Origin of the sequence: Mycetocola manganoxydans (assembly GCF_003667545.1) — a bacterium.
Taxonomy (GTDB): Bacteria; Actinomycetota; Actinomycetes; order Actinomycetales; family Microbacteriaceae; genus Mycetocola_A; species Mycetocola_A manganoxydans.
The window spans coordinates 129,374-153,645 of record NZ_RCUV01000005.1; the positions used below are offsets into that span (position 1 = coordinate 129,374).

Annotated in this window: 25 protein-coding genes; 10 read left to right on the forward strand and 15 right to left on the reverse strand. The window is 65.4% G+C overall.

The features are described from left to right. Positions 1–41: 41 nt before the first annotated feature. A complete protein-coding gene (gene qcrC / locus D9V29_RS04560) occupies positions 42–857 on the reverse strand; it encodes a cytochrome bc1 complex diheme cytochrome c subunit (protein WP_121672148.1) in 816 nt (271 codons plus the stop codon). Between the two features lie 18 nt (positions 858–875). Beyond that, on the reverse strand, positions 876–1,505 hold the full coding sequence (gene ctaE, locus D9V29_RS04565) for an aa3-type cytochrome oxidase subunit III (RefSeq protein ID WP_121672149.1): 630 nt from the start codon (positions 1,503–1,505) through the stop codon (positions 876–878). Between the two features lie 141 nt (positions 1,506–1,646). Between ctaE and trpD the strand changes: the two genes are divergently transcribed. The 5 genes from trpD to D9V29_RS04590 all read left to right on the forward strand — a co-directional run bounded on the left by trpD (position 1,647) and on the right by D9V29_RS04590 (position 5,543). After that, complete coding sequence (gene trpD, locus D9V29_RS04570; RefSeq protein WP_121672150.1) at positions 1,647–2,711, forward strand: anthranilate phosphoribosyltransferase; 1,065 nt, start codon at positions 1,647–1,649, stop codon at positions 2,709–2,711. An 82-nt stretch (positions 2,712–2,793) separates the two neighbouring features. After that, a complete protein-coding gene (gene dhaK / locus D9V29_RS04575) occupies positions 2,794–3,792 on the forward strand; it encodes a dihydroxyacetone kinase subunit DhaK (RefSeq protein ID WP_121672151.1) in 999 nt (332 codons plus the stop codon). 31 nt (positions 3,793–3,823) lie between these two features. Continuing rightward, positions 3,824–4,471, forward strand: coding sequence for a dihydroxyacetone kinase subunit DhaL (gene dhaL, locus D9V29_RS04580; RefSeq protein ID WP_121672152.1), 648 nt, complete (start codon positions 3,824–3,826; stop codon positions 4,469–4,471). After that, complete coding sequence (gene dhaM, locus D9V29_RS04585; protein ID WP_121672153.1) at positions 4,468–5,166, forward strand: dihydroxyacetone kinase phosphoryl donor subunit DhaM; 699 nt, start codon at positions 4,468–4,470, stop codon at positions 5,164–5,166. Before dhaL ends, dhaM begins: the two co-directional genes overlap by 4 nt. 56 nt (positions 5,167–5,222) lie before the next feature. Then, positions 5,223–5,543 (forward strand): hypothetical protein, encoded by a 321-nt coding sequence (locus D9V29_RS04590; RefSeq protein ID WP_121672154.1) that lies wholly within the window; start codon positions 5,223–5,225, stop codon positions 5,541–5,543. Between the two features lie 559 nt (positions 5,544–6,102). Here D9V29_RS04590 and D9V29_RS04600 read toward each other — a convergent pair. Beyond that, entirely contained in the window at positions 6,103–6,864 is a 762-nt protein-coding gene (locus D9V29_RS04600) for an SDR family oxidoreductase (RefSeq protein ID WP_121672327.1), read from the reverse strand. 148 nt (positions 6,865–7,012) lie between these two features. Between D9V29_RS04600 and D9V29_RS04605 the strand changes: the two genes are divergently transcribed. The 4 genes from D9V29_RS04605 (at position 7,013) to D9V29_RS04620 (ending at position 9,749) form a co-directional block, all read left to right on the forward strand. Continuing rightward, positions 7,013–7,480, forward strand: coding sequence for an NfeD family protein (locus D9V29_RS04605; protein WP_121672156.1), 468 nt, complete (start codon positions 7,013–7,015; stop codon positions 7,478–7,480). 21 nt (positions 7,481–7,501) lie between these two features. Next, the gene (locus D9V29_RS04610; RefSeq protein ID WP_373294778.1) at positions 7,502–8,509 is read left to right on the forward strand and encodes an SPFH domain-containing protein; all 1,008 of its coding nucleotides are present in this window, start codon (positions 7,502–7,504) and stop codon (positions 8,507–8,509) included. Positions 8,510–8,511: 2 nt separating this feature from the next. Beyond that, positions 8,512–9,294 (forward strand): glycerophosphodiester phosphodiesterase family protein, encoded by a 783-nt coding sequence (locus D9V29_RS04615; protein ID WP_121672158.1) that lies wholly within the window; start codon positions 8,512–8,514, stop codon positions 9,292–9,294. Between the two features lie 89 nt (positions 9,295–9,383). Continuing rightward, positions 9,384–9,749 (forward strand): RNA polymerase-binding protein RbpA, encoded by a 366-nt coding sequence (locus D9V29_RS04620; protein WP_121672159.1) that lies wholly within the window; start codon positions 9,384–9,386, stop codon positions 9,747–9,749. Here D9V29_RS04620 and lnt read toward each other — a convergent pair. From lnt to D9V29_RS04665, 9 genes are all read right to left on the reverse strand, one after another. Further along, complete coding sequence (lnt, locus tag D9V29_RS04625) at positions 9,746–11,308, reverse strand: apolipoprotein N-acyltransferase (protein ID WP_308428551.1); 1,563 nt, start codon at positions 11,306–11,308, stop codon at positions 9,746–9,748. The two genes, D9V29_RS04620 and lnt, sit on opposite strands and share 4 nt — an antisense overlap. Before the next feature lie 50 nt (positions 11,309–11,358). After that, positions 11,359–13,779 carry a DEAD/DEAH box helicase gene (locus tag D9V29_RS04630; protein WP_121672160.1) on the reverse strand — a complete coding sequence of 807 codons (2,421 nt, stop codon included), beginning with the start codon at positions 13,777–13,779 and terminating at the stop codon, positions 11,359–11,361. Next, a complete protein-coding gene (gene tatC, locus D9V29_RS04635; protein WP_373294772.1) occupies positions 13,776–14,567 on the reverse strand; it encodes a twin-arginine translocase subunit TatC in 792 nt (263 codons plus the stop codon). Before tatC ends, D9V29_RS04630 begins: the two co-directional genes overlap by 4 nt. 5 nt (positions 14,568–14,572) lie before the next feature. After that, a complete protein-coding gene (locus tag D9V29_RS04640) occupies positions 14,573–14,872 on the reverse strand; it encodes a twin-arginine translocase TatA/TatE family subunit (RefSeq protein WP_121672162.1) in 300 nt (99 codons plus the stop codon). Between the two features lie 65 nt (positions 14,873–14,937). After that, positions 14,938–15,924: a helix-turn-helix transcriptional regulator gene (locus D9V29_RS04645; RefSeq protein ID WP_259462884.1), complete on the reverse strand. Its 987-nt coding sequence runs from the start codon at positions 15,922–15,924 to the stop codon at positions 14,938–14,940. Next, positions 15,917–16,939, reverse strand: a complete 1,023-nt coding sequence (locus tag D9V29_RS04650; RefSeq protein WP_121672163.1) for a helix-turn-helix transcriptional regulator — start codon at positions 16,937–16,939, stop codon at positions 15,917–15,919. Before D9V29_RS04650 ends, D9V29_RS04645 begins: the two co-directional genes overlap by 8 nt. A gap of 36 nt (positions 16,940–16,975) precedes the next feature. Next, positions 16,976–17,872, reverse strand: coding sequence for an FKBP-type peptidyl-prolyl cis-trans isomerase (locus tag D9V29_RS04655; protein WP_121672164.1), 897 nt, complete (start codon positions 17,870–17,872; stop codon positions 16,976–16,978). 52 nt (positions 17,873–17,924) lie between these two features. After that, the gene (locus D9V29_RS04660) at positions 17,925–18,998 is read right to left on the reverse strand and encodes a tRNA (adenine-N1)-methyltransferase (RefSeq protein WP_121672165.1); all 1,074 of its coding nucleotides are present in this window, start codon (positions 18,996–18,998) and stop codon (positions 17,925–17,927) included. After that, positions 18,995–19,678, reverse strand: a complete 684-nt coding sequence (locus tag D9V29_RS04665; RefSeq protein ID WP_229790354.1) for an HAD family hydrolase — start codon at positions 19,676–19,678, stop codon at positions 18,995–18,997. Before D9V29_RS04665 ends, D9V29_RS04660 begins: the two co-directional genes overlap by 4 nt. Before the next feature lie 41 nt (positions 19,679–19,719). Between D9V29_RS04665 and D9V29_RS04670 the strand changes: the two genes are divergently transcribed. Beyond that, a complete protein-coding gene (locus D9V29_RS04670; RefSeq protein WP_121672166.1) occupies positions 19,720–20,676 on the forward strand; it encodes a proteasome assembly chaperone family protein in 957 nt (318 codons plus the stop codon). Here D9V29_RS04670 and mshC read toward each other — a convergent pair. Genes mshC through D9V29_RS04685 form a run of 3 tightly spaced genes read right to left on the reverse strand, consistent with a single transcriptional unit; the run spans position 20,673 to position 24,191 of the window. Next, positions 20,673–21,929, reverse strand: a complete 1,257-nt coding sequence (mshC, locus tag D9V29_RS04675; protein ID WP_121672167.1) for a cysteine--1-D-myo-inosityl 2-amino-2-deoxy-alpha-D-glucopyranoside ligase — start codon at positions 21,927–21,929, stop codon at positions 20,673–20,675. The genes D9V29_RS04670 and mshC overlap by 4 nt on opposite strands. 39 nt (positions 21,930–21,968) lie before the next feature. Further along, entirely contained in the window at positions 21,969–22,826 is an 858-nt protein-coding gene (locus D9V29_RS04680; RefSeq protein WP_121672168.1) for an undecaprenyl-diphosphate phosphatase, read from the reverse strand. A gap of 36 nt (positions 22,827–22,862) precedes the next feature. Continuing rightward, positions 22,863–24,191, reverse strand: coding sequence for a M20/M25/M40 family metallo-hydrolase (locus D9V29_RS04685; RefSeq protein WP_121672169.1), 1,329 nt, complete (start codon positions 24,189–24,191; stop codon positions 22,863–22,865). Between the last annotated feature and the right edge of the window lie 81 nt (positions 24,192–24,272).

Genomic DNA, 24,272 nt, shown 5'->3' on the forward strand with positions numbered 1-24,272 from the left:
CTGCTCCTTCATAGTTCTGCGCATTGTTCTGTGCCCGATCCCTAGTTCGACCGCGCCGTGATCCACACGGTCAGTGCGACGATGCTTCCCAGGCCGAAGATCCAAAGGAAAAGTCCCTCGGCGACGGGTCCGAGCGATCCGAGCGTGTGTCCGCCGGGGGAGGGGTTCGCCTCCATGAATTTGAGAGCCGAGATGACGTCGCGCTTTTCTTCGGGTGAGAGGTTCGCGTCGCTGAAGACGGGCATGTTCTGCGGGCCGGTGACCATCGCCTCGTAGATGTGCTCGGGAGCGACTCCGGTCAGTGCCGGTGCGTACTTACCCTCGGTCAGCGCACCACCGGCGCCGGCGACGTTGTGGCACATCGCGCAGTTGATGCGGAAGAGCTCGGCGCCGTTCGCGACGTCGCCCTCTCCGTCGAGAAGTGATTCGTCGGGGATGCCGGGGCCTGGTGCGGTCGTGGCGACGTACTCCGCCATCGACTTGATCTGGTCATCGGTGAACTGGACCGGCTTGACCGGCGCCTGCGGGCCGTGAGCCTGCATCGGCATACGGCCGGTTCCCACCTGGAAATCGACGGCTGCGGCTCCGACGCCGATCAGGCTCGGTGCGTCTTCGGTTCCCTCGAGGTCGAGTCCGTGGCAGGAGGCGCAGTTCGCCTGGAAGAGCTTCTTCCCGTCTTCCACGCTCGCTGCGCTGACGACCGCCGGCGTCTCAGCACTCGCGGTGCTCGTGGAGAAGGCGGCGAAGGCGCCACCGGTGAAGAGGAGTCCGACGGCAAGAAGCGAAATCGTGGCGAGCGGGCTGCGGCGTCCCTGCTTACGACTCTTGCGAGCGGTGGGCGATGGTGTCTTGGGCATTCGAACTTTCTCCGGTTGCTATCTCAGTACGTAAATGACGAAGAAAAGGCCGAGCCAGACCACGTCGACGAAGTGCCAGTAGTAGGAGACGACGATTGCGCTTGTCGCTTCCTTGTGGCCGAAGTTGGTGACGGCGTACGCGCGTCCGATAACGAGGAGGAAGGCGATGAGACCGCCAGTGACGTGCAGGCCGTGGAAGCCGGTCGTGAAGTAGAACGCCGAGCCGTACGCGTTGGACGACAGGGTGACACCTTCGCTGACGAGAGTCGCGTACTCCCAGATCTGGCCGGCGACGAAGATCGCGCCAAGGGCATAGGTGAGGAAGAACCACTCGACCATGCCCCACTGCGTCGGCTTCCAGCCCACGGAACGGGACTGCATCCGCTCAGCCGCGAAGACACCGAACTGGCAGGTGAACGACGACGCGACAAGGATGCTCGTGTTAACCGCCGCGAACGGAATGTTCAGCAGGCCTGCCTCGCTCGCCCAGAGGTCCGGCGCAACAGACCGAAGGGTGAAATAGATCGCAAACAGCCCCGCGAAGAACATGACCTCACTGCCGAGCCACACGATGGTGCCTACAGCGACGGTGTTGGGTCTGTTGATCTTCGGGGCTCTCGCCGCATAGTTCAATGAAGTGCTCGTCACTCTTCCATTATGGCCGATATCCCGGCGGGTTTTTCGCAATCGGGGCCCATGGCGACGAGTCGTTAGTTAGGGCAGCCTTATAAGAGTTCGTCAATTCGCCGTGAATACGCCGAAGGGCGGCTACTCGGTAACCTTGGGGTCATGTCTGATTCTCCGCGCTGGCCGTCCGTCCTCACCACGCTCCTCTCCGGGGACGACCTCAGCGTTGCCGAAGCCACCTGGGCGATGGAGCAGGTCATCAGCGGAGAGGCGAGCTCTGCTCAGATTGCCGGCTTCCTTGTCGCACTGCGCGCGAAGGGCGAATCGGTCAATGAAATCGTCGGTTTCCGTGACGCGATCCTCGAACGCGCGGTCACTCTCCCCGTCGATTCAATGGCGCTGGACATCGTCGGGACCGGAGGCGACCGCTTCGGGACGGTGAATATTTCGACGATGGCATGCATCGTCGTCGCGGCGAGCGGCGTACCGGTGATAAAACACGGAAACAAGGCGGTGAGCTCGACCTCCGGTGCCAGCGACGTGCTGAGGGAACTGGGAATCGATCTCACCCTGTCGCCGGATGCCGTCGCATCCGCTCTCGCCGAGACGGGAATCACGTTCGCATTCGCGTCGGCATTCCACCCCGGCTTCCGACACGCAGCTCCCGTGCGCGCCGAACTGGGAGTCCCCACGGTGTTCAACTACCTCGGCCCCTTGTGCAACCCGGCACGGCCGGAGGCCTCGGCCGTCGGCGTCGCGCAGCTCGACCGTGTACCGCTGTTCGTCGGTGTCTTCCAGACGCGCGGGGCGACGGCGCTCGTGTTCCGCGGAGACGACGGCCTGGACGAACTCACGACGACCGGACACTCGCACATCTGGGAAGTGAGCCGGGGGCTCGTCACCGAGCACGACCTCGACCCGCGCGACCTCGGCATTCCCCGGTCGACGATGAGCCAGCTCGTCGGTGGCGATCCAGCGCACAACGCCGACGTCGTCCGGCGCGTTCTGGAGGGGGAGCAGGGGCCGGTCCGGGACATCGTGCTGCTGAACGCCGCCGCTGGTCTCGTCGCCTATCGGCTCGCGGAGGATCCGTCGCAGATGCAGACGGCCATCCTCGACCGGTTCGCCGCCCAACTGGAGGTGGCGCGGGAGTCCATCGACTCCGGTCGTGCGCTGGCGAAGCTCAACGAGTGGGTGAACGCAACCTCAGGCGCCGCGGCCGGCTGAGCCCCTTACGGCCCGGGGTGTCTGACGGCTAGGTTGAGAGCAGGCTGCCCCCGGCCCGGTTTCCGCAGATCAGGAGATTTCAATGAAGAAGCTCATCAACGACCCGAAGAACGTCGTCACCGAAGCAGTGGAGGGATTCGCCGCGGCGCACGCCGACATCGTGCGCGCTTCGGCCGACCCGCTGTTCCTCGTCCGTACCGACGCCCCATCCGACAAGGTCGGAATCATCTCAGGGGGCGGAAGCGGCCATGAGCCGCTGCACGGTGGTTTCGTGGGATACGGCATGCTCGACGCCGCCGTGCCCGGCGCGGTATTCACGTCTCCGACCCCCGACCCGATCGTCGCCGCAACGACCGCGGTCGACGGCGGGCGCGGTGTCCTCCACATCGTCAAGAACTACACGGGCGACGTGCTCAACTTCGAGACCGCCGCTGACCTCGCGGCCGCGGAGGGCGTCGACGTGAGGACGGTCATAGTCAACGACGATGTCGCCGTCCAGGACTCGCTGTACACGGCGGGGCGCAGGGGAGTGGCCGGCACGGTCCTCGTCGAGAAGATCGCGGGAGCGGCAGCGCAGCGCGGCGATTCCCTCGATGACGTCACCGCCGTCGCCGAAAAGGTCAACGCCCAGGTCCGGTCGATGGGCGTCGCGCTGACGCCTTGCGTCGTGCCGCACGCGGGGGAACCGAGCTTCCACCTCGAAGACGATGAGATCGAGATCGGTATCGGCATTCACGGCGAGCCCGGCCGGGAGAAGATCAAGCTGCAGCCCGCCGACGCGATCGTTGAGCGACTGCTGGGGCCCATCATCGACGACATCCCGTTCGCATCCGGTGACCGGGTTCTCCTGCTCGTCAACGGAATGGGGGGCACGCCGCAGGTCGAATTGTTCATCGCCTACCGCCATGCTGCACGTGTGCTCGCCGACCGCGGAATCGAGGTGACCAGATCCCTGGTCGGGAACTACACCACGTCACTCGAGATGCAGGGCATGTCGCTGTCCGTACTCAAGCTCGATGACGAACTCACCGAACTGTGGGACGCCCCTGTCCAGACCGCAGCGCTGCGCTGGGGCCGTTGAGAACACGATGAGACGACCGAGAGGAAACTACATGACCCTGGGAACCGAATGGGCGACCGACTGGGTGAGGGCGAGTGCCGCCGTCATCGCCGAGAACCGGGTGGAGCTGATCACTCTCGACCGGGAGATCGGCGACGGCGACCATGGCGAGAACATGGACCGTGGCTTCTCGGCGGTACTCGCGAAGCTCGATGGTCTCGCGGATGACGCTATTCCGGCGGACGTGTTGAAGCTCGTGGCCACGACTCTCATCTCGACGGTCGGTGGAGCATCCGGCCCGCTGTTCGGAACTGCTTACCTCAAGGCTGCAGGAGCGGTCGCGGGACGTGCCGAGCTCGATGGGGCCTCTGTTGCCGCGATCCTCCGCGCGGCCAGGGATGGCATCGTGCTGCGGGGGAAGGCCGAGGCCGGTGACAAGACCATGATCGACGCGTGGAACCCCGCCGTCGAAGCGGCGGACGCCGCACACGCGAACGGTGCGTCCGAGCTGGAGATCCTCGAGGCCGCCGCAACGGCTGCTGCCGAGGGCGCCGCCTCGACCGAGCCCCTGATCGCACGCAAGGGGCGCGCGAGCTACCTGGGGGAGCGGGCGATCGGACACCGCGATCCCGGTGCACAGTCGACGCTGCTGCTACTCAGGGCCGCCGCGGACTCCGCGAGAAACGCGGCATCCGAATGACGGTCGGACTCGTCTTCGTCTCGCACAGTTCGAAAATCGCCGAGGGTCTCGTGGATCTGGCTCGTCAGATGGCGGCGGATGTCACGCTCGTCGCCGCCGGTGGCACCGACGATGGTGGGATCGGGACGAGTTTCGACCGCGTCGCCGCCGCGATCGATGAGGCTGACTCCGGTGACGGCGTCGTCGTTCTCTGCGACCTCGGATCGGCGATCCTGACCGCCGAAACGGCGCTGGACTTTCTCGACGACGACTCCCGCGCGCGAGTGCGTCTCGCCGATGCGCCACTTGTGGAGGGGGGCGTCGCCGCTGCGGTGGCAGCGCAGACGGGCGGCGACCTGGACGGTGTCGCAGCGGCTGCAGGGACGGCGAACGCATCCGCGGGAGCTGACGATTCTGCGGGCACGTCGCAGGCCCCTCAGGCGGAGCCGTCCTCTTCGTCGGGGTACTCACGTGTCGTGTCCATCGTGAACCGGGACGGGCTTCATGCTCGGCCGGCGGCAGACTTCGTGAAGCTCGCGAGCACGTTCCCGGTCCGGGTGACCGTCAACGGGAAGGATGCCAAGAGCCTCCTCGCGATCATGGCCCTCGGCCTGGTCCGCGGACGGGACGCCGAAATCGCAACTGCTGATCCGGATGGAAAGGAAGCGGTCGACGCGCTTGCGGATCTCGTCGCTTCCGGCTTCGGCGAGGACTGACGAACGGCATATAGCAGTTCTCTGTGGTTTCGTCAAATCAGCGGTACGATGGCTGTATGGTCCGATCAGCAAAAACGGAGACCACCGACGGCCGGCTGGTTCGCTCGGCCGCGTGGATCGACCGAAAACTCATGCCCGTCTTCGGTGCGCCACCCGTCTCGACCGATGACGGTGTGCGGAGCGGAGGCACCGTGCCCTCGTGCCCGGTGTGCGGGCATCCGATGGGGGAGCACTCCATCGACCACTCGACCCCGAACGCCCTGCTCGAGTGCCCGGCACCCATCGATCACAGCCTCGAACTCGAGAATTACTCGCCGCTCGATGAACTCGGGATGCCGGTCCGCGAGCCCAGGAGGGCACGCGCGAAGACGCGGTGACAGATCGCGGCAGGCGCGGGGCGTCCTGGTCACGCGTTCCGGACGGATTCACCCGCTACGCCGGGTGAATTCGTCCGAAGCGGGTGAAAACCTCGGTAGTGCGCCCGAGCGCTCGAGCGCTCGAGCGCTCGAGCGCTCCGGTGGCTCTGCCGTCGGCTGACTCAGCCGAAAGAGCCAGGGTCGAGAGAGCGGGCCGTTAGGGCACTCGAATCGGTTTGTTGACATAATGTGCATTATCGGCACAAAACAACGAACGTGGACGGGAGCAGCTCACGGAGCGCACCGGCGTCGGAAGCTGACGAATGCTCCCGCGGATTCCCACGGTGCCTCGAGCCGTCATTCTCCGTTCTGGCTCGGGCACGCTTGCCGACGCGCACAAAATCCTGCTGGTGCTCATGAGCGGGCGTCGCAGCAACGAACACGAGATCACGGCGTCAGCGGATGCGACGAATCCTGGTGGCGTTGCACCGCACGGCGCTGCAGGCCCTGCCCCGCTTCCGCGGGGTCATGCCGGGTTACTTGACATAAAGTTCGGTCACACCGCTGTCGACAGCGAAGCTCAGCGCGTGAAATCCGACGTGTCGCCGACGTAGCGCGTGTTCTCCTCGGGAATCGGGTCGACAGCCGCAGCGGCTACCTCTGCCGCGAATTCACCGACGTTGTAGAGCTTGCCCGCCGAGTCCTTGCGGGCGCTGATCGCGCCCGGGTTCGCGCGCTCCAGGAGCGTCGCCGTGATCGTTCCCTCGATCATGTCGCCGGAGACGACGACGAACTCGATGCCCTTTTCGGTGAGCGCAGGCATGCGGTCCCGCAGAGCGTCTTCGCCGGCTCGCTTGGACAGCGCGACAGGCTCGTACTCGGGCATCGTCTCCGTTGTCCGGATGAAGTGTGCCTGGTGGCTGGTGACGAACACGACGCGGGAACCGGGGGCAAGCAGAGGCAGGGCCGCTTCGAGGACGTTGACCTGCGCGTCGCGGTTGAGCTGCATCGCATAGTCGGCCTCCATGCCGCTTTCCATTCCGCCAGAGGCATTGAGAACAAGCACGTCGAGCGATCCGTACTCCTGGCGAATCGTGTCGAACATCGACGCGACCGACGCCGGGTCGGTGAGGTCAGCACCCACCGTGATGGCCGTTCCTCCCTGGGCGCGAATCGCGTCGGCGAGCTTGACCGCCCTGGCCTCCTTGTTGCGGAAGTTGATGACGACGTTCGCTCCAGCCTCAGCGAAGTAGAGGACCGTGTCGGCGCCGATGCCGCGAGATGAGCCGGTGACAAGAACGTTCTTGCCCGTGAGGGAACCTGGGGCGAGGGGGTTGGACACGAGTGGAGCTCCTTCACGAACAATGCGGATGCCTGCTGCGGCATTCCCGGCCTCCGAGACTACCAAGAACTCCCCTGCCGCCTTCATCGGACCTGCTAGATTCGAGAACAAAGCGGTGCCCAGAGGCGGGTTCCGGAGAGGGTGTGGCATGGACTGGGTCGCGCAATACACGTGGGTGATTTGGATCGTTCTCATCCTCCTGTTCATCACCATCGAGATGCTGAGCCTCGAATTCACCTTCCTCATGCTCGCCATCGGAAGCGCAATCGGCCTGGTGTCCGGTCTGATCGGGGTGCCATGGTGGGCCCAGCTCCTCATCGGTGCTGCGGCATCCGTTCTTCTCCTCTTACTCGTCCGGCCACCATTACTCCGCGCCCTGCGAAAGGGTGAGGATCCGACAAAGAGCAATGTCGACGCCCTCCTGGGCGCGAGGGGTCAGGTCGTGCAGACCGTCTCCGGCATCGGCGGGCAGGTCAAGCTCGCGAACGGAGAACTGTGGACGGCAACCGTCGCAGCAGACTCCCCCGCTACGAGCCTGGAACCGGGAACCGCGGTCCGCGTGCTCGCCATCCAGGGAGCGACCGCCGTGGTCGTCCCGCAAGAGAGGAATTCCTAAGTGGAGAACCCAACCGAACTCGTGGGGACCGTCGTCGCCTGGATCATCGGCATCGTCGTCCTCATCTTCATCCTCGTGGTGCTGTTCCGCGCCATCCGGATCATCCCCCAGGCCACAGCTGGCGTCGTCGAACGCCTCGGCCGGTACCACAAGACGCTGCAGCCGGGATTGAACATCCTTGTTCCCTTCATCGACCGGGTCCGCCCGCTCATCGATATGCGCGAACAGGTCGTGTCGTTCCCACCGCAGCCCGTCATCACCGAGGACAACCTCGTCGTGTCGATCGACACGGTGGTGTACTTCCAGGTGACGGATGCCCGCGCCGCCACCTACGAGATTGCCAATTACCTCGGAGCCGTCGAGCAGCTCACCACGACCACGTTGCGTAACGTGGTCGGTGGCCTGAACCTCGAAGAGGCTCTCACCAGCCGCGACAACATCAACGGTCAGCTGCGCGTCGTTCTCGACGAGGCGACGGGTAAGTGGGGAATCCGGGTCGGCCGCGTCGAGCTCAAGGCCATCGACCCGCCCCTCTCCATCCAGGATTCGATGGAGAAGCAGATGCGGGCCGAGCGTGACCGCCGTGCACTCATCCTGACCGCCGAGGGAACCAAACAGTCGGCGATCCTCACGGCTGAAGGTGCCCGCCAGGCCGCGATCCTCAGCGCGGAAGGTGATGCGAAGGCAGCCGTGCTTCGAGCGCAGGGTGAGGCAGAGGCGATCACGACCGTGTTCGACGCGATTCACCGCGGAGATCCCGACCCGAAGCTGCTGGCGTACCAGTACCTGCAGACCCTCCCCAAGCTCGCCGACGGTTCCGCCAACAAGCTGTGGATCATCCCGTCCGAGCTGACCGAGGCGCTCAAAGGACTCGGCAAGGCTTTCGTTCCTGGCAAGGGCGACGACCAGCCGTACACGCCGAAGGGGCCGGCGCCTGACCTCCCGTCAAGCCTTTTCCCGCCCGAGCGAGCGCCCGACTCGGTGCCGCCCACCCCGCCCGCTCCCCCGTCTGCCCCGATCTCTGAGTAGGCATGGCGGCAGAACGCGTGGCCTCACGGTATTTCGATCTCGAGAGGCCACGCGTATTCGCTCACCGTGGTCTCGCGCTCTCGGCTCCGGAGAACACGATCGCCGCGTTCCAGGCGGCCATCGATGTCGGGGCGCACTATGTCGAAACGGATGCCCACGCCACCAGCGACGGTGTCGCGGTCCTCGTTCATGACCCGGAGATCATTGCGGACGGTGTGACCCACACCGTCCGCAATCTGACCTGGAGCCAGCTGCGTCAACTGGATCTCGGCGGCGGTCACCGCGTCCCGGCCCTCGCCAGCGCTCTCGTCACTTTTCCCCGGACCCGGTTCAACATCGATGTGAAGTCCGAGCAGGCCGCCGGGCCTGTCGCTCATGCCGTCCGCGCCGAGAAGGCAGAGGACCGGGTGCTGGTCACGTCATTCGACGAGGCACGACGATCCCGGGCGACGGCTCTGCTCGCGGATGCCGCCTCGTCGGCGTCGTCGGAGCGGTTCACGCGCGCGTTCATCGGTGCCCGTCTCGGATCCGCGGCCATCGTACGTGCCGCGCTGGGCGGCATCCGCTGTGTCCAGATCCCCGAGCGGCATCGCAATGTGCAACTCGTCACCAGACGGACGGTGAACGCGTTTCACCGCGCCGGTGTTGAAGTCCACGTCTGGACGGTCAACGAACCGGATGACATGCGCCGTCTCCTCGATCTCGGCGTCGACGGGATCATCACCGACCGGGCGGATCTTGCACTCCACCTCGTCGCCGGGCGCATGACCACTCCCTCAACCTGAACGTAGGCTGGGAGCAATCTCCAAGAAACAAGGTGACGCCCAGCTTGGGGGTCTATAACTGGACTCAGCGAACGAGAGGGGTCCACACCATGGCAGATCGTAGTTTGCGCGGAATGCGCCTCGGCGCCCAGAGCCTACAAAGCGAAGACGGCGTCGTATTTTCAGAACGAATCCGGTCGGTGTATCTATGCCCGACCTGCAACCACGAGACGGCGCTCATGTTCGCCGCAGACGCGGAAGCCCCAGACACCTGGGAGTGCCGCCACTGCAGCGGCGAAGCCGTTCTCATGGTGGGTTCAGAACCGGTCGTCATCGACCGGTCAGATCAGAAACAGGCACGCACCCACTGGGACATGCTGCTTGAGCGACGGAGCAGGGACGAGCTCGAAGAGCTCCTCGAGGAGCGCTTGACGTTCCTCCGGGCCCGGCGCGGCCAGCAGAAGGTCGGCGCTTAGCCTCCAGAATTCGGGCGTCCGCGATGCGGGCGCCCGTTTTTTGTGCGCAGAAGCATGGCGACGCCGAGCGCGAGCAACCCGAAGTACGACACGAACGATTCCATGTGTCCGCCGGCCGCCATCGCCGGCGTCACTTCGGAGACAAGTGGAACGTCGTAGACCATGTGCCCGGGTTCGTAAGCGGGGATCTCCGTGAGCGTTGCGCCGTCAGGCCCGATCATCTGGCTGGTTCCGACGGTGGAGATGTTGACGAGGCTGCGCGACGACTCGATCGCGCGGAGCCGGGCGATCGCCAGCTGTTGCTGGTTCTCGTCCGTGCGCCCGAAATCGGCGTTGTTCGTCTGGGCGATGATCACTTGCGCCCCGCGGTCGACCGCTTCGCGGGTCAGTGCGTCGTCGACGATGTCGAAGCAGATCGAGATGCCGGCTATCACGCCGTTGACGTTGAAGACGTTGTCCACTGTCCCCGGTGTGTACTCGCGGCCGATCAACCCGATCAGATCCGGCGCGAATGGCTCCCAGAAGTCGCGGTCGGGAACATACTCGCCGAAAGGCACGGGATGACGCTTGTCATAGTGGTCTACCGGTCCGGTCTGCGTCTCCCACAGCAACGACGTGTTGTAGAAGCGGCCGTCACGTTCCGTGATCGTGCCGGCGATGATCGGTGCCTGCGCCTGTGCTCCGAGATAATCCAGAACGGATGCCGCCTGCGGCTCCCGGGTCGGGTCCAGGTCGGTGCCGTTCTCCGGCCAGACGATCATGTCGACCGGGGTCCCGATGAGAGGCAAGGTCGCCGACGCCTGCGCGGCGAGGATGTCCCCCGGTTCCCGTTCGTCGAAGTAGCCCGCTTTGGCGTTCCCCTGCACGGCCGCGATGGTCGAGGTGCCCCGCTCCACGACAGGCCAGGCGGGTAGTGCAAGGACAACGGCGACAGCTGCGGCGGGGGCGAGGAGGCGGAGCGAGGGAACCGTGACCTCGGGTTCGCGCAGGAACTGCAGCAGGAACGCGACGAGCCAGACCATCACGAAACTGAGGCCGCTCACACCGACCCACGCGACGAGTGGAGCGAACGGACTCTCGGACTGGCTCAGGGCGACCCGACCCCACGCGAATCCGCCGTATGGCCAGGTGCTGACGAGGGCTTCGCGTGCCGTCCAGAGTCCAGCGATGACGATCGGCAGCAGTCCGACCCGCCCCAGGGCGGTGGGCCAGACGTTCGGGATCCAGCGGAACGCGAGGGTGATGAGCAGGGCGCCGAGCGCGAAGAAGATCGACTGGAGGATCGACAGGGCAAGCCAGGGGACGTCGCCGAGGTAGAGGGTGATCCAGGAGATGTGGACGAGGTAGAACGAGACACTCGCCACGAACCCGACGAGCAGTGCGCCCCACGCGCTTCTGCCGATGAGTGAGATGAGGATGATGCCGATGCCGACGAAAGCGAGCGGCCAGATCCCGAGGTCGGGGAAGCCGGCGTCGAGGACCGGCCCGGAACCTGCGGCGAGGAGAAGAGCAGCCACGAGCGGAACAGGGGGGCGCATCGGGGCTGGTTCGGCTGTCACTTCTCCAGCCTATGGTGCAAAAACAGGCGTCAGGTTCAGCTCGGGCGCATTCACACCGTGCTGTAGGCGACGATCCCCCGGCGGATAGCCTCGAGCGCCTTGCGCGCGTTCCTGCCCACGCCGCCATCGGCGACGATGGAGAGTTGATCGAGCAGGTCGATCGTCTGTTTTGTCCACCGGACGAAGTCACCAGCGGCCATGTCCGCTTCGGTGAGCACGGCGTTGAGGTTCGATCCCCGCGCCCATTTGTGCATTGCGACAATGAGCCCGGTCGCGAGCGGTTCACTGCCAGGGAGACGATTCTCCTGCTCGGTGTCGTCGAGCCTCGCCCACAGCTCCTGCGTCTTGTCGAGTGCGACCCGGAACGCACCACGCGGAAGGAAGCGGTCAGGCATCATGCCTTCGTCCCGCCTCGGCTCGAACACGATACAGCTCGCCATGGCGGCGAGGCTCGCGGGGTCGAGATCGTTCCACACTCCGCGCTGGAGTGCTTCGGCGACGAGGAGGTCGCGTTCTCCGTAGATCCGCTTGAGGGTTCGGCCGGCAGCGCTGAGCTCCACCTCTCCTCCGTCACCTGGGAGGAGGTATTCGTACTCGAGGAGAACGTCTGTCACGCGGTCGAAGATCTTGGCGACCGCACCGGTGCGGGTGGAGATCTGTCTGCTGAGCTGGTCGGTCTGCCGTTTCAGCGTGAACCAGCGTTCAGCCCATCTCGCGTGCTGTTCCCGGTCGGAACAGCCGTGGCACGGGTGTGCCTTCATCCGTTTGCGCAGCGACGCGAGCTGTTTTTGCCTGCGGTCGTTGTTCGACCGGGAGGTGTGTTCAGGGTGAGCGCTCTTGCGCTCGAGGTCGGTCAGTTCGCGCCGGATACCGGCGTACTCGGCGAAGTCGCCGAGGTGACACGTCATCGCTTCCCGGTATTTCGCGAGCGACCCCTCCTGCTCACGAACCTTCCGTGCCATTCCCACGACGGCGCGATCCGCCTGGAACTGCGCGAATGACGACTCGAGGATCTCGCGCGTCCGCTCCCGGCCGAACTGGTCGATCAGGTTCACCGCCATGTTGTAGGTCGGCTTGAAGCTGGAGTTGAGCGGGTAGCTCCGCTTAGACGCGAGGGAAGCGACCGACTGCGGGTGAAGTCCCTCCTGCCACGCGATGACAGCGTGGCCCTCCACGTCGATCCCCCGGCGCCCCGCCCGACCGGTGAGCTGGGTGTACTCCCCCGGAGTAATCGGCACGCGTGCCTCGCCGTTGAACTTCTCGAGTTTCTCGAGGACAACGGTCCTCGCCGGCATATTGATACCGAGGGCGAGGGTCTCCGTCGCGAACACCGCTTTGACGAGCTTGCGCCGGAACAGTTCCTCGACGACTTCCTTGAACGCGGGCAGCATGCCCGCGTGGTGCGCAGCCACGCCGCGCTCAAGTCCGTCGAGCCACTCCCAGTAACCGAGAACGCCGAGGTCCTCGTCCTGCAGGTTGGAGCAGCGTTCCTCGACGATCTCGCGGATCTCATCACGTTCGTGCGCTTCGGTGAGACGGATGCCTGAGCGCAGCACTTGCGCGACCGCCTGGTCACAGCCCACTCGGCTGAAGATGAAGAAGATCGCGGGTAGCAGGTGGTGTTCATCGAGCAGTTCGATGGTGTCGCCGCGGTCGAGCCTCTGCTGCGGACGCTGGCGTTTCGCGTTGTATCGGCTGACATCCTTGTGATGCTTCGAGCTCGGTGACCGTCCGCCGAACTGGGCCAGCCGCACCAGCTCCGGGTTGACCGAATGCGTCTCCGCCAGCGTCGGCGCGGCGAAGAGGTCGATGAGCTTTCCGCGCATCAGCACGTGCTGGTCGAGCGGAACCGGGCGCTCCTCGGAGACGATGACTTCGGTGTGACCGCGGACTGCCTGGAGCCAGTCGCCGAACTCCTCGGCGTTCGAGACCGTCGCGCTCAGCGAGACCATGCGCACGTCCTGCGGAAGGTGGATGATGACCTCCTCCCAGACGGCGCCACGGAAGCGGTCGGCGAGGTAATGCACTTCGTCCATGACGACGTAGGCGAGGTCCGCGAGGAGGTCCGAATCCGCATACAGCATGTTCCGGAGGACCTCTGTGGTCATGACGACGACACGGGCACGGGCGTTGATGTTGGTGTCACCGGTGAGGAGGCCGACGGACTCTGGCCCGTACTCGGCGACGAGCTCGTTGAACTTCTGGTTGCTGAGCGCCTTCATCGGCGCGGTGTAGAACACCTTCGACCGGCTCCGCTGCATTGCGGCATAGATGGCGAACTCGGCGATGATCGTCTTGCCCGCGCCCGTCGGCGCCGCGACGAGCACACTGTTTCCGGCTTCGACACTGGCGCAGGCTTCGAGCTGGAACGGGTCGAGGTCGAATCGTTGCCTGGCGCGGAAGGCGTCGAGGAGCGGGGTCTTGCGTTTGGAAGCTGCATAGCGTTCGGCAGGACTCAGGTTCACGGTCACGCGAACAATTCTGCCTCGAACGCCAGCCGGCGTTTCGCGACGCGGCGGTCATGAAGATATGCGATGCCGTACGAACCGAAATACAACGCGACCATCGGGATGGCCAGGATGAACATCGAGATCACGTCTGCTGCCGGAGTAGCCGTTGCGCAGAACAGCGCGATGACGAGAACCGCGACTCGCCACGACTTGATGATTGTGGCTGCGCTCAGGACCCCGACGAAGTTCAGCAGAACGAGGAAGACGGGCACGATGAAGGCGATCCCGACCGCGAGGACGAGCTTCAGCACGAAGTCGAAGTAGATCCCCGCGTTGAAGAAGTTGGAGGCGTCAGCGGGTGTGAAGCCGACCATCAGTTCGACGATGTGAGGCATGACGAACCATCCGGCGGCACAGCCGGCGAGGAACAGAGGGACAGCGCTCAGCAGGAAACCCAGGGCGTAGCCGATTTCCTTTCTGGTGAGTCCAGGTACGAGGAATGCCCAGATCTGGTAGAGCCAGACGGGGCTCGCGACGACGATACCGATGGTGAACGCGACCTTCATCCGGAGGTCGAAGGCGCCGGTCACGTTGTCGAAGTTCAGCAACGCCTGGCCACGGCCCTCAGCGATGTCCGTGATCGGGGCGGCCATCGCGTTGATCGCGAATTCCGACACGATGAAGCCTGCGACCATCGCGACAACGATGGCGAGGGCACTGATGAAGAGGCGCTTGCGTAACTCGACCAGATGCGCGCCGAGCGACATCCGACCGTCGACGCTCCTGCCCCGTTTGGTGCGGGCGGCCACGAACCCTACGGTTTCGTCTGGGATCCGGAGGCGCCCGGAGTCTGGTTCGCCGGAGCCGGCTGCTCAGCGGGTGGCGCGACAGTGTCGACCGGGGTGACCGTTGCCGCCGGGGCGACCGGCGTAGTGCCGGCTGCGTCGTCGGTCTTGTCGATCTTGTCGGACTTGATCTCACTCTTGAAGATCTTCATTGACTGACCGACGCTCTTCGCGAGGGCAGGAAGCTTGGGAGCACCGAACAACAGAAGGACGAGGAACACGATGACGAGCAAGTGCCATCCGGTGAACGCGTTGCCGAAGATTCCCATGAGCTGTCCTTTGATCCTGTCGTAGTTCGGGTCAGTTTACCGCGCTTCGCTGGAAGTCGCGTGCGTCACTGCGCGTCGATTTCTCCAGCGTACCGGTCGAGAGCGGCTTGCGCCCAGTCAGCCACGCGCACGCGCGCAGTGTCGGGAGAGATGACGGTGACGACGCCGGAGAGCCCGGCAATCAGCCGCTTGAGCCCATGGTCGTGCGCCACGTGGAGGGTGACGCGCGAGCGTCCGTTCCTGGCAGGCACCGGGGCATCCGACGTGAGGTAGTCCGCGATCATGCCGATCGCGTCCTCCGGCAACTCGACGACGACCTCGAGGTCGCTCTCCGAACTCTCGAACAGGCTCTCGGAGAGAGGGATCTCACCGGCGTGGTGGCTGATCGGCTCGTCGGTGACGTCGAGGTTGCTCATCCGGTCGAGCCGGAAGGTGCGGACGGCCTCACGAAGGTGGTCCCAGCCGCGCAGGTACCAGTCCTGGTCGAGCGACTGGATGCGGAGAGGGTCGACCCGGCGCTTCTCGGATTCGCCGCGCGAATTGAGGTAATCGAACTCGATCTGGTTTCCCGCGGCGACGGAGTTTCGGATGAGGGCGAGGGCACTGTCCGCCTGGCTCGACCCCACAGCAACCTCCGACGGCCGACCCGTCGACCCGAGCGCGAGCTTCGACATGAGCGAACCGAGCACGTCACGGTCTGCTTGCTCCGGCAGTGACGACAGGTACTGGAGTCCGGCGATCAGCGCAGCCGCTTCGCGGGCCGAGAACCGCGGCGAGTCATCGATCGCGACGAGGTGGGTGATGACGATCTCGTCGTCCTGTTCGAATGCGTCCCAGTCGATGTCGAAGAGGTCCTCGTGCTGGTACGAGCTCGTCTCGCCGGGTACTCCGGAGACGGCGATGAGCCGGACCGATTCACGGATCTGGTCCTCGTCGACACCGAAGTGCCTCGCTGCGTCAGCCACCCGCACTGAACCGTGATCCATCAGGTACGGGACGAGCGCGAGGAGGAAGGCGAGCTTGTCGCGAGCGTGCAGCGCTGGTTTAGCCACGGGAAGCTCCTGTTCCGCCGCGGTGGGTGCGAACTGTCCTGACGTGGCGTGACACGACGGCGTCTCGGAGTCGCTGCGGGGACTCGACGAGGACCTCCGGGCCGTACGCCGCGAGCTCGTCGGCGAGAACGTCGACGTCGGTGTAGTGAAGTTCGAGAGTCCCACTATCCGAGACGGATGCCCGCTTCGTGAGCCGCGTCGCGGCATCCGTTCCCGGTTCGACCCGGATCACGGCGCGCTGTGATGCCCAGAGAGCGTCGAGGTCATTAAGCGAGCGTTCGGCATGCCCCCCGGTCTCCGGCGGGGTCCAGGTGCGCTGCACCGTGGCAACCGGGCCGACGATGCGCGACAGCAGGAAGGTGCGTTTGTCGCCGACGGTGAGGTCGTGGGCGGACAGGTGCCACCTGCCGTGGTGCTGGACGAGGGCGAGCGGAGCCACGGTTCGGGTCTTCGCCGTCGACTCCCCCGGCTTGAGATACGGGAACTCGACGACGGTGTGGCGTTCGAGCGCCTGGCGCAGCGGTTCGAACGAACTCTCGCGGATTCGCACGCGGGGCGCGTAACCGATGACCGGTTCGTCAGATTCGATTCCGAGGGAGCGGAGTTTGAGGATCGCCCTGCGCGACTCCCCCGAGAGGGAACCCTGACGCCAGACGGTGGCGGCGAGCGACAGCATGGCGATCTCGGCGGGTGAGAACGTCAGTTCCTTGGGCAGGTCGTATTCACCTTTGGGAATTCGATATCGCGTGAGCTGGTTGTTGCCGGGATCGCCCGGTGCCTCGACGGTCTCGAGGGGAATGCCGAGTTCGCGGATGTCGTCCTTGTCGCGCTCGAACTGGCGCTCGAGGTTGGCGTTCCCTCCTGAGCTGGAGTAGCGCTGCCGGTAGCCCTGCACCGTCGAGAGAATCTCGGACTTGGTCAGGCCCTGTTCGGTTGCGAGAAGCGCGAGGACGAGGCTGAAGAGGCGTTCCTCGACGGCGACTCGCGGCGTTGCAGCTTCGGTGGGATCTGGCACGGCTTCATCCTAATCGCGCGGCGGGAGGCCGAGCGGTCAGGAGACCGTGCCGAGGATGTCGACGACGAAGACGAGGGTGGAATTGGCCGGGACAGCCGCGTTTGCCTGGTCGCCGTACCCGAGCTCCGGCGGAATGACGACGAGAACCTGCGAACCGACCTGCTGACCGACGAGCGCCTCTGACAGGCCGGGAACGATGCCGTCGGCGGCGAAGACAGCCGGAACGCCCTTCTCCCAGGACGAGTCGAAGATCGTCTTGTCCGCCCAGAGAGCACCGGTGTAGTGGACCACCATCGGCCCGGACTCGGTGACTTTCTCTCCATCTCCGGCCTTGAGCACCGCGACCTTCAGCTCGCTCGGCGGCTCGGAGGACGGGATGGTTAGCCCGGGGGTACCGTCCCCTGCCGTCACGACGGACGGGAAGCCGGATTCGACGACCGGCCGGATCGCGCCGTCGGCCTTCTCGAGGAACACGTCGAGGATGTCAGCGACGAGGACGAGGGTCTCTTCACCCTCGGGGATCGTCATCGCGATGCGTGATCCAGGCGTAGCGCAGTGCAGCGCGTCCGCCATCTCGGGGTGAAGCTGGGAGGGGACGTAGAGGGCCGGCTCGCCATACGCGTTCTGCTCGAGCGGCTCCCCCGTCGCTCCGTCGTACAGGGCGAAGCTCATCTTCACGCTCTGGTCGCCCGTGACGACGTTTCCGTCGTCGTCGCCGTCGATGATGACCGATCGCTCCGTCTTCTTGGCCTTGACCGGCGTCGGCATGCTGACGGTGGGCGCCTCGCCGAACGGGCCGGAGACGTCGATGAGCTTCGAAGCGCTCCCCTCCGTCGTCGTCGGCTCGCAGGCCTCCGCAGCCGACGGGGCACAACCGGTGAGGGTGGCCACCAACAGGCCGGCGGACAGGATAAGAACTGGAGCCTTGCGCACGGGATCTCTCTTCGATGCTTGAGGGCGGATGCGACGCTGTCGCGAATCTATTTTAGTGGTCGGGGGTCTCGTCGGGTTCCGCGGCGTCGACGGTGTCGTCGTCAGCCGTCCCGAGCGACCTTGATCGGCTGAGCTCTGCCGAATTGTTGACGGTGCGCATCCGTTTCCGGAGGATCTTGGCGCTGACGTTGCGTTCCCCGAGTGCTCCCGGCGTCCAGAGTTCGACGTCCTCATCGCTGAAGTCCGACTTGCTCGGCCGGCGCTTGAGCTCGGGGAGCACGGCTCCGTCGGCGAGACGACGGGCGGTGATGAGGAACCCGGTGTGGCCGATCATCCGGTGGTCCGGGCGCACGGCCAGTCCTTCGACGTGCCAGCCGCGCACGATGGTCTCGTTCGAGTCCGGGTTGGTGAACTGGCCGGTGGCGCGGATCGCCTCCGCGACGCGGGACAGCTGGGTCACGGTCGCGACGTAGCAGAGCAGCACGCCGCCCGGTTTCATCGCGGTGGCGCATGCATTGATGTTCTCCCACGGGGCAAGCATGTCGAGGATGACCCGGTCGACGGATGCCGGTTCGACGGCCTGTGGGAGGGCCTCGGCGAGGTCGCCGACCGAGACGCGCCAGTTGTCCGGGTCGTAGCCGAAGAAGGTGGCAACGTTCCCGCGGGCCACGTCGGCGAACTCATCGCGTCGTTCGAATGATTCGAGCCGGCCGGTCGGGCCGATCGCGCGGAGGAGCCACAATGACAGCGCGCCGGACCCGACCCCGGCCTCGACGACGGTCGCGCCGGGGAAGATGTCGGCCTGGCCGACGATCTGGGCGGCGTCCTTCGGATAGATGATCGCGGCGCCGCGCGGCATGGACATGACGAAGTCGACGAGCAGTGGACGGAGGGCCAGGTATTCGATTCCGTCCGTCGTCGTGATCACCGAACCGTCGGGGAGCCCGATGATGCTGTCGTGCCCGACGATTCCCCGGTGGGTGTGGAATTCCTTGCCGTGTTCGAGGGTGATCGTGTTTCGCTTGCCCTTGGGGCCGGTGAGCTGCACGCGGTCTCCGACCCGGAACGGGCCCGAGTTCTGGGGGCGCTCGTCGAGCGGGTGTTCGGTGGGGAGCTGATCGGTCATCGGGAAAGTCCTTCGCTGCGTGAGGCGGCGAAGACTGCCGACACATCGGTGCTGGTTCTGCCGGCCAGGGTGGGCCAGGTGGTGTGGGTGGATGCTTCGGGAATGGTGACGGCGTGCGGGACGGCGATCGAGACGGCACCGGATGCGACGGCGGATGCCAGTCCGGCGCGTGAATCTTCGATGGCGACACAGTCGGAGATGGAGACACCGAGCAGGGACGCGGCGGTGAGGTACGGCTCCGGGTGCGGCTTGGGGTTGTCGACCTCGTCGCCGGTGACGAGCAGGTCGAACGCGTCGAAGTCGAGGTGGGAGAGCACCTGCTCGGCCATCGGGCGGATCGACATGGTGACGAGCGCTGTCTTCACTCCGAGCGCGCGGAGCTCTTTGAGGAGCTCACGTGCGCCGGGGCGGAACGGTACGCCGTCTTTAGCGAGCCGGTCGCGCACCCGACCGGTCAGCAGCTGCACGATGTCATCCGCCGGCAGGTCGACGCCGCGGGAGCGGAACACCTCGGCTGACTCCCAGAGGCCGGAACCGACGAGCGTCATGGCGTCCTCGTAGGTCCAGGTGTGCCCGTAGGACTCGACCAGATCCGTCTCTGCGGTGATCCAGTACGGTTCGGTATCGACGAGTGTGCCATCCATGTCCCAGAGGACGGCGGCGGGAAGCTGTGTAGTCACGGGTTTCAATGCTACCGGGTGCCGGACTGCGCCTATTCTTGATGGATGCCCGCGTTCCATCGCGGACACGTCCACGGAATGGGGAACTCTTGCTCAAGGGTCGACTGCTTGTTGTCGCGTTTGAAGGCTGGAACGACGCCGGGGAAGCGGCGACGGGTGCGGTCCGTGTACTGCAGGAGCAACTTGACGTTGCTCCGGTTCGTGAACTGGATCCCGAGCTGTACTACGACTACCAGTTCAACCGCCCCGTCATCGGAATCGACGACGAGGCGAGGCGGCGGCTGACCTGGCCGACCACGACGATGTACGGTCCGTCGTCGCCGCAGATGCCGGTCGAGCCCCTCGCCGCCGACGCTGACCTCAGTGTCTCGGGCGACAACGGCGGCAACATCTATCTCCTCATCGGCGTTGAGCCTTCCAGAACGTGGAAGGCATTCACCGCCGAGATCATCGACGCCGCGCTCGCGGCCGACATCTCGGGAATCGTCTTCCTCGGCGCCATGCTCGCCGATGTTCCGCACACCCGCCCGATCTCGATCTTCACCTCGAGTGAGAACCCGGAGGTCCGCGCTGAACTCCAGATCGAGCGAAGCATGTACGAGGGCCCCGTCGGCATCCTCAGCGTCGTCGCCGAAGCCGCGGAGGACGCGGGAATTCCGACTCTCTCGATCTGGGCCTCCGTGCCGCACTACGTTCACAACGCGCCGTCGCCGAAAGCGGTACTCGCGCTCATCGACAAGCTCGAGGAGATCGTCGACGTCGTGATCCCTCGAGGCGACCTCGTCGAGGAAGCAGCAGAGTGGGAGCAGGGAATCGACGCCCTCGCGGGTGAGGACGAGGACATGGCGGCATACATCCGTCAGCTGGAGCAGGCTCGCGACACCGTGGAAGCACCCGAAGCAAGCGGTGAGGCCATCGCCAAGGAATTCGAACGTTACCTTCGCAAGTCAGCCGACGGCAAAGGCGACGGCCGCAACGAGCCACCGACCCCGCGCTAGAGCTCCCGGAGTTCGACGCCGAGCAGGGCGTGCACGGCTCGGCGCACGAGCGCCGGATCGTCGACGCCGTGTTCGGCCGCCTGATCGATCACCGCGAGCGCACGCGGCGTGTCGAGGTCGATCCGGAGCGCTTCGCGAAGCTCGGACAGGATGTTTTCCGCCGACAGATCACCGGTCGGGCTCATTCCCCTGAACCGGGCGCCCCAGAGCTGGAGCCGTCCGACCGCCGTCTCGAGCGCGGCATCCGTCCATTCCCAATCGGAACGGTAGTGATGGGCGAGAAGCGTCAGTCGGATCGCCCGGGCGTCAACGCCCGACGCGACGAGTTTCGACACGAGCACGAGGTTGCCGAGCGACTTCGACATCTTCTCGCCCTGGTAGGCGACCATGCCGGTGTGACTGTACACCCGGGCGAGCGGATGCCCGCTGAGCGCCGCCGCATGACCGGCGCTCATCTCGTGGTGCGGGAAGATCAGGTCTGACCCTCCGCCCTGGACAGTGAAGTCCCTGCCCAGTTCCATCAGCGCGATGACGGAGCATTCGATGTGCCAGCCGGGGCGCCCGGCGCCGACGGAGCTCGGCCACGATGGTTCGTCGTCACGTGCCGCGCGCCAGAGCAACGGATCGAGAACATCGCGCTTGCCCGCACGGTCCGGGTCTCCCCCACGTTCGCGGAACAGGGTCGCCATGGCGACGCTGTCGAGGTTGCTGACGTCACCGAGCGTCCAGCCCCCGAGACCGGCAGCTCGAGCGCTGTCGAAGTAGATGTCCGATCCTGCTGAACTCTCCGGTGTCGGGACCTCGTAGGCGATGCCCGCAACGAGCAGCCGCCCGACGGCCTCCGCGATTTCGTCGAGGACCTCCGTCACAGCGACGTAGTCCTCAGGAGGGAGGATGCTCAGTGCTTCCATGTCGCCGCGGAACAGATCGACCTGGCTTGCCGCGAGCTCCTGCCAGTCGACACCGGTTGCGGCGGCGCGTTCGAGCAGCGGGTCGTCGATGTCCGTCACGTTCTGCGCGAAGTGCACCTCGAGCCCGGCGTCGAGCCAGACCCTCTGCAGGGTGTCGTAGGCGAGGTAGGTGGCCGCGTGGCCCATGTGGGTAGCGTCGTACGGGGTGATCCCACAGACGTAGATCCGTGCGGTGTCACCGGTGTGCGCTTCCACGAGCCCGCGCGACGCCGTGTCATAGAGGCACGGTGCCGAGGAGAGTCCTGGAAGGGTGGGGATCTCGGGTCTCGTCCATGCCTTCACTCCCCCAGCCTAATCGTGGCCGGAGACTTCGGCGGACGCCTAGACCGCAGCGAGGACGCCGGTGCCGAGGAGCACGAACAGGACGAGGCCGAGGGCGATGCGGTAGATCACGAACGGCAGGAAGCTCCGCTTCGAGATGTAGCTCATGAAGAATTTGATGACGACGATGGCGACGAAGAACGCGACGACTGTGGCGACGAGCGTTTCGAGTGGTCCGTACACCTCGGGAGTGCAATTGGCCGCGCCCTCGACGCAGGGCTTCGCAATCGACTTGTAGATCTGGTAAAAACCGCTGCCCATCACGGCAGGGATGGCGAGAAGGAACGCATACCGAGCGGCGGCGGCACGCTCGTAGCCGAGGAACAATCCGGCGGTGATGGTGCCACCGGACCGCGAGACACCGGGGATGAGGGCCAGCGCCTGGGCGAATCCGAAAACGATGCCGTGGCGGTAACCGAGGTTCTCCAGTTTGCGGTCCTTGCGGCCGATCCAATCGGCGAGACCGAGCAGCAGACCGAACCCGATGAGCATCGACGCGGTGAACCACAGGGAGCGGAACGTCGTCTCGATCTGGTCCTGGAACAGGAGGCCGAGGACCACGATCGGCAGCGAGCCGAGGATGATGAGCCAGCCCATCCTGGCATCCGGGTCATTGCGCGGGATCTTGCCGACGAGCGCTTTGCACCACGCGCCGATGATCCGGACGATGTCGCCCCAGAACAGGATGATCACGGCGAGCTCGGTGCCGATCTGGGTGATGGCGGTGAACCGGGCTCCTGGATCCTCACCCGTCCCGAGGAACTCGCCGACGATCCGCAGGTGAGCACTCGACGACACGGGAAGGAATTCGGTCAAACCCTGGACGAGGCCGAGGATGATCGCGTTGAGAAGGTCCACGAGAGAGAGTTGTTCCTGCCGTTGTCGGGATTCGGGTCAATAGGTGCGGAGGAGGTCTGTCAGAACCTGCCTGCCAAAGACTAATGCGTCGAGCGGCACCCTCTCGTCAACCCCGTGGAACATCGCCGGGAAGTCGAGGTCTTCCGGCAGCCGGAGCGGCGCGAATCCGTACCCGGTGATGCCGAGCAGGGAGAGCGCCTTGTTGTCGGTGCCCGCCGGCAGAAGATACGGCAGCACCTCAGCGCCCGGGTCGTGTGCGGCGAGGGTCTCGCAGATGGCGTCGATGAGCGGACCGGAGAAGTCGTTCTCGAGGCCGACGTCGCGGTGCATCACTTCGATCTCGATGTCGCTGCCGACCAGTTCCTGCACGGCAGCGAGGACGGCATCCTCCTCACCGGGAAGGGAACGGATGTCGACGAGCGCCTCGGCGGTGTCGGGGATCACGTTGTGCTTGTAGCCGGCTGTCAGCACGGTCGGGTTCGTCGTTGTGCGCAGGGAGGCCTGAATGAACCCGGATGCCGTTCCGGTCGCGAGGGCGAGTTCGTCCGGCCCGAGCGCCTGCGGTTCCACGTCGAGGATGCGTGCCACCTCGCCGAGGAGCGCCGTCGTCGTCGCGGTGAGACGGATCGGCCAGTCCTGTCTTCCGACCACTGCCACAGCCTCGGCAAGTCGGGTGATCGCGTTCTGCCGGACGACCCGCGAGCCGTGCGCCGCAGGGCCCCTCGCGATGAGTTTCACCCAGAGCAACGCCTTTTCTCCGGTCTGGACGAGGTACGCGCGCTTTCCGTCGATCGAGATGGAGTACCCACCGACCTCGCTGATCGCCTCGGTCGCACCGTCGAACAGTTCGGGGTGGTTCTCGACGAGATAGTGCGACCCCAGCACCCCGCCGTTCTCCTCATCGGCGAAGAAGGCGAGGATGAGGTCGCGGGCGGGCCGCTCCCCCGCCCGGAGGAGGTCGGCGACGGCCGTGAGGATCATCGCGTCCATGTTCTTCATGTCGACCGCCCCGCGACCCCACAGCATCCCGTCGCGGATCTCACCGGCGAACGGGTCGACGCTCCAGTTGGCGGGGTCGGCTGGGACGACATCGAGATGACCGTGCACGACAAGGGCTCCACGGGAGGAGTCGCGTCCGGCGACTCGGGCGACGACGCTCGTTCGACCCGGTTCCGAATCGAACAACCGGGGTTCGAGGCCGAGTTCCCGAAGGTATTCCGCGACGTACTCCGCCGCTGCCGTCTCGCCCTTCGAGCGTCCGCCACCGTAATTCGTCGTGTCGAAGCGGATGAGATCGCGGGCGATCCGCACGGTCTCGTCGAGTTCGGCGTCAGGAACGTCTGGGGTCGTCTCAGCGGAAAGCATGCCCCCAACGCTACCGTTCCCGGAGTTTGCCCGAGGTGGAAAACACGGCTCCGAAATCGTGCTAAAGTCTTACCTCGGCAG

What these genes read in the sequence shown, in the direction of transcription:
- D9V29_RS04590 (WP_121672154.1), top strand. Translation starts at nt 5,223, where the DNA reads ATGGTCCGATCAGCAAAAACGGAGACCACCGACGGCCGGCTGGTTCGC.
- trpD (WP_121672150.1), top strand. Translation starts at nt 1,647, where the DNA reads ATGTCTGATTCTCCGCGCTGGCCGTCCGTCCTCACCACGCTCCTCTCC.
- D9V29_RS04670 (WP_121672166.1), top strand. Translation starts at nt 19,720, where the DNA reads ATGGATGCCCGCGTTCCATCGCGGACACGTCCACGGAATGGGGAACTC.
- D9V29_RS04620 (WP_121672159.1), top strand. Translation starts at nt 9,384, where the DNA reads ATGGCAGATCGTAGTTTGCGCGGAATGCGCCTCGGCGCCCAGAGCCTA.
- dhaK (WP_121672151.1), top strand. Translation starts at nt 2,794, where the DNA reads ATGAAGAAGCTCATCAACGACCCGAAGAACGTCGTCACCGAAGCAGTG.
- D9V29_RS04685 (WP_121672169.1), bottom strand. Translation starts at nt 24,191, where the DNA reads ATGCTTTCCGCTGAGACGACCCCAGACGTTCCTGACGCCGAACTCGAC.
- D9V29_RS04640 (WP_121672162.1), bottom strand. Translation starts at nt 14,872, where the DNA reads ATGGGAATCTTCGGCAACGCGTTCACCGGATGGCACTTGCTCGTCATC.
- dhaL (WP_121672152.1), top strand. Translation starts at nt 3,824, where the DNA reads ATGACCCTGGGAACCGAATGGGCGACCGACTGGGTGAGGGCGAGTGCC.
- D9V29_RS04605 (WP_121672156.1), top strand. Translation starts at nt 7,013, where the DNA reads ATGGACTGGGTCGCGCAATACACGTGGGTGATTTGGATCGTTCTCATC.
- qcrC (WP_121672148.1), bottom strand. Translation starts at nt 857, where the DNA reads ATGCCCAAGACACCATCGCCCACCGCTCGCAAGAGTCGTAAGCAGGGA.
- D9V29_RS04660 (WP_121672165.1), bottom strand. Translation starts at nt 18,998, where the DNA reads ATGACCGATCAGCTCCCCACCGAACACCCGCTCGACGAGCGCCCCCAG.
- dhaM (WP_121672153.1), top strand. Translation starts at nt 4,468, where the DNA reads ATGACGGTCGGACTCGTCTTCGTCTCGCACAGTTCGAAAATCGCCGAG.
- D9V29_RS04615 (WP_121672158.1), top strand. Translation starts at nt 8,512, where the DNA reads ATGGCGGCAGAACGCGTGGCCTCACGGTATTTCGATCTCGAGAGGCCA.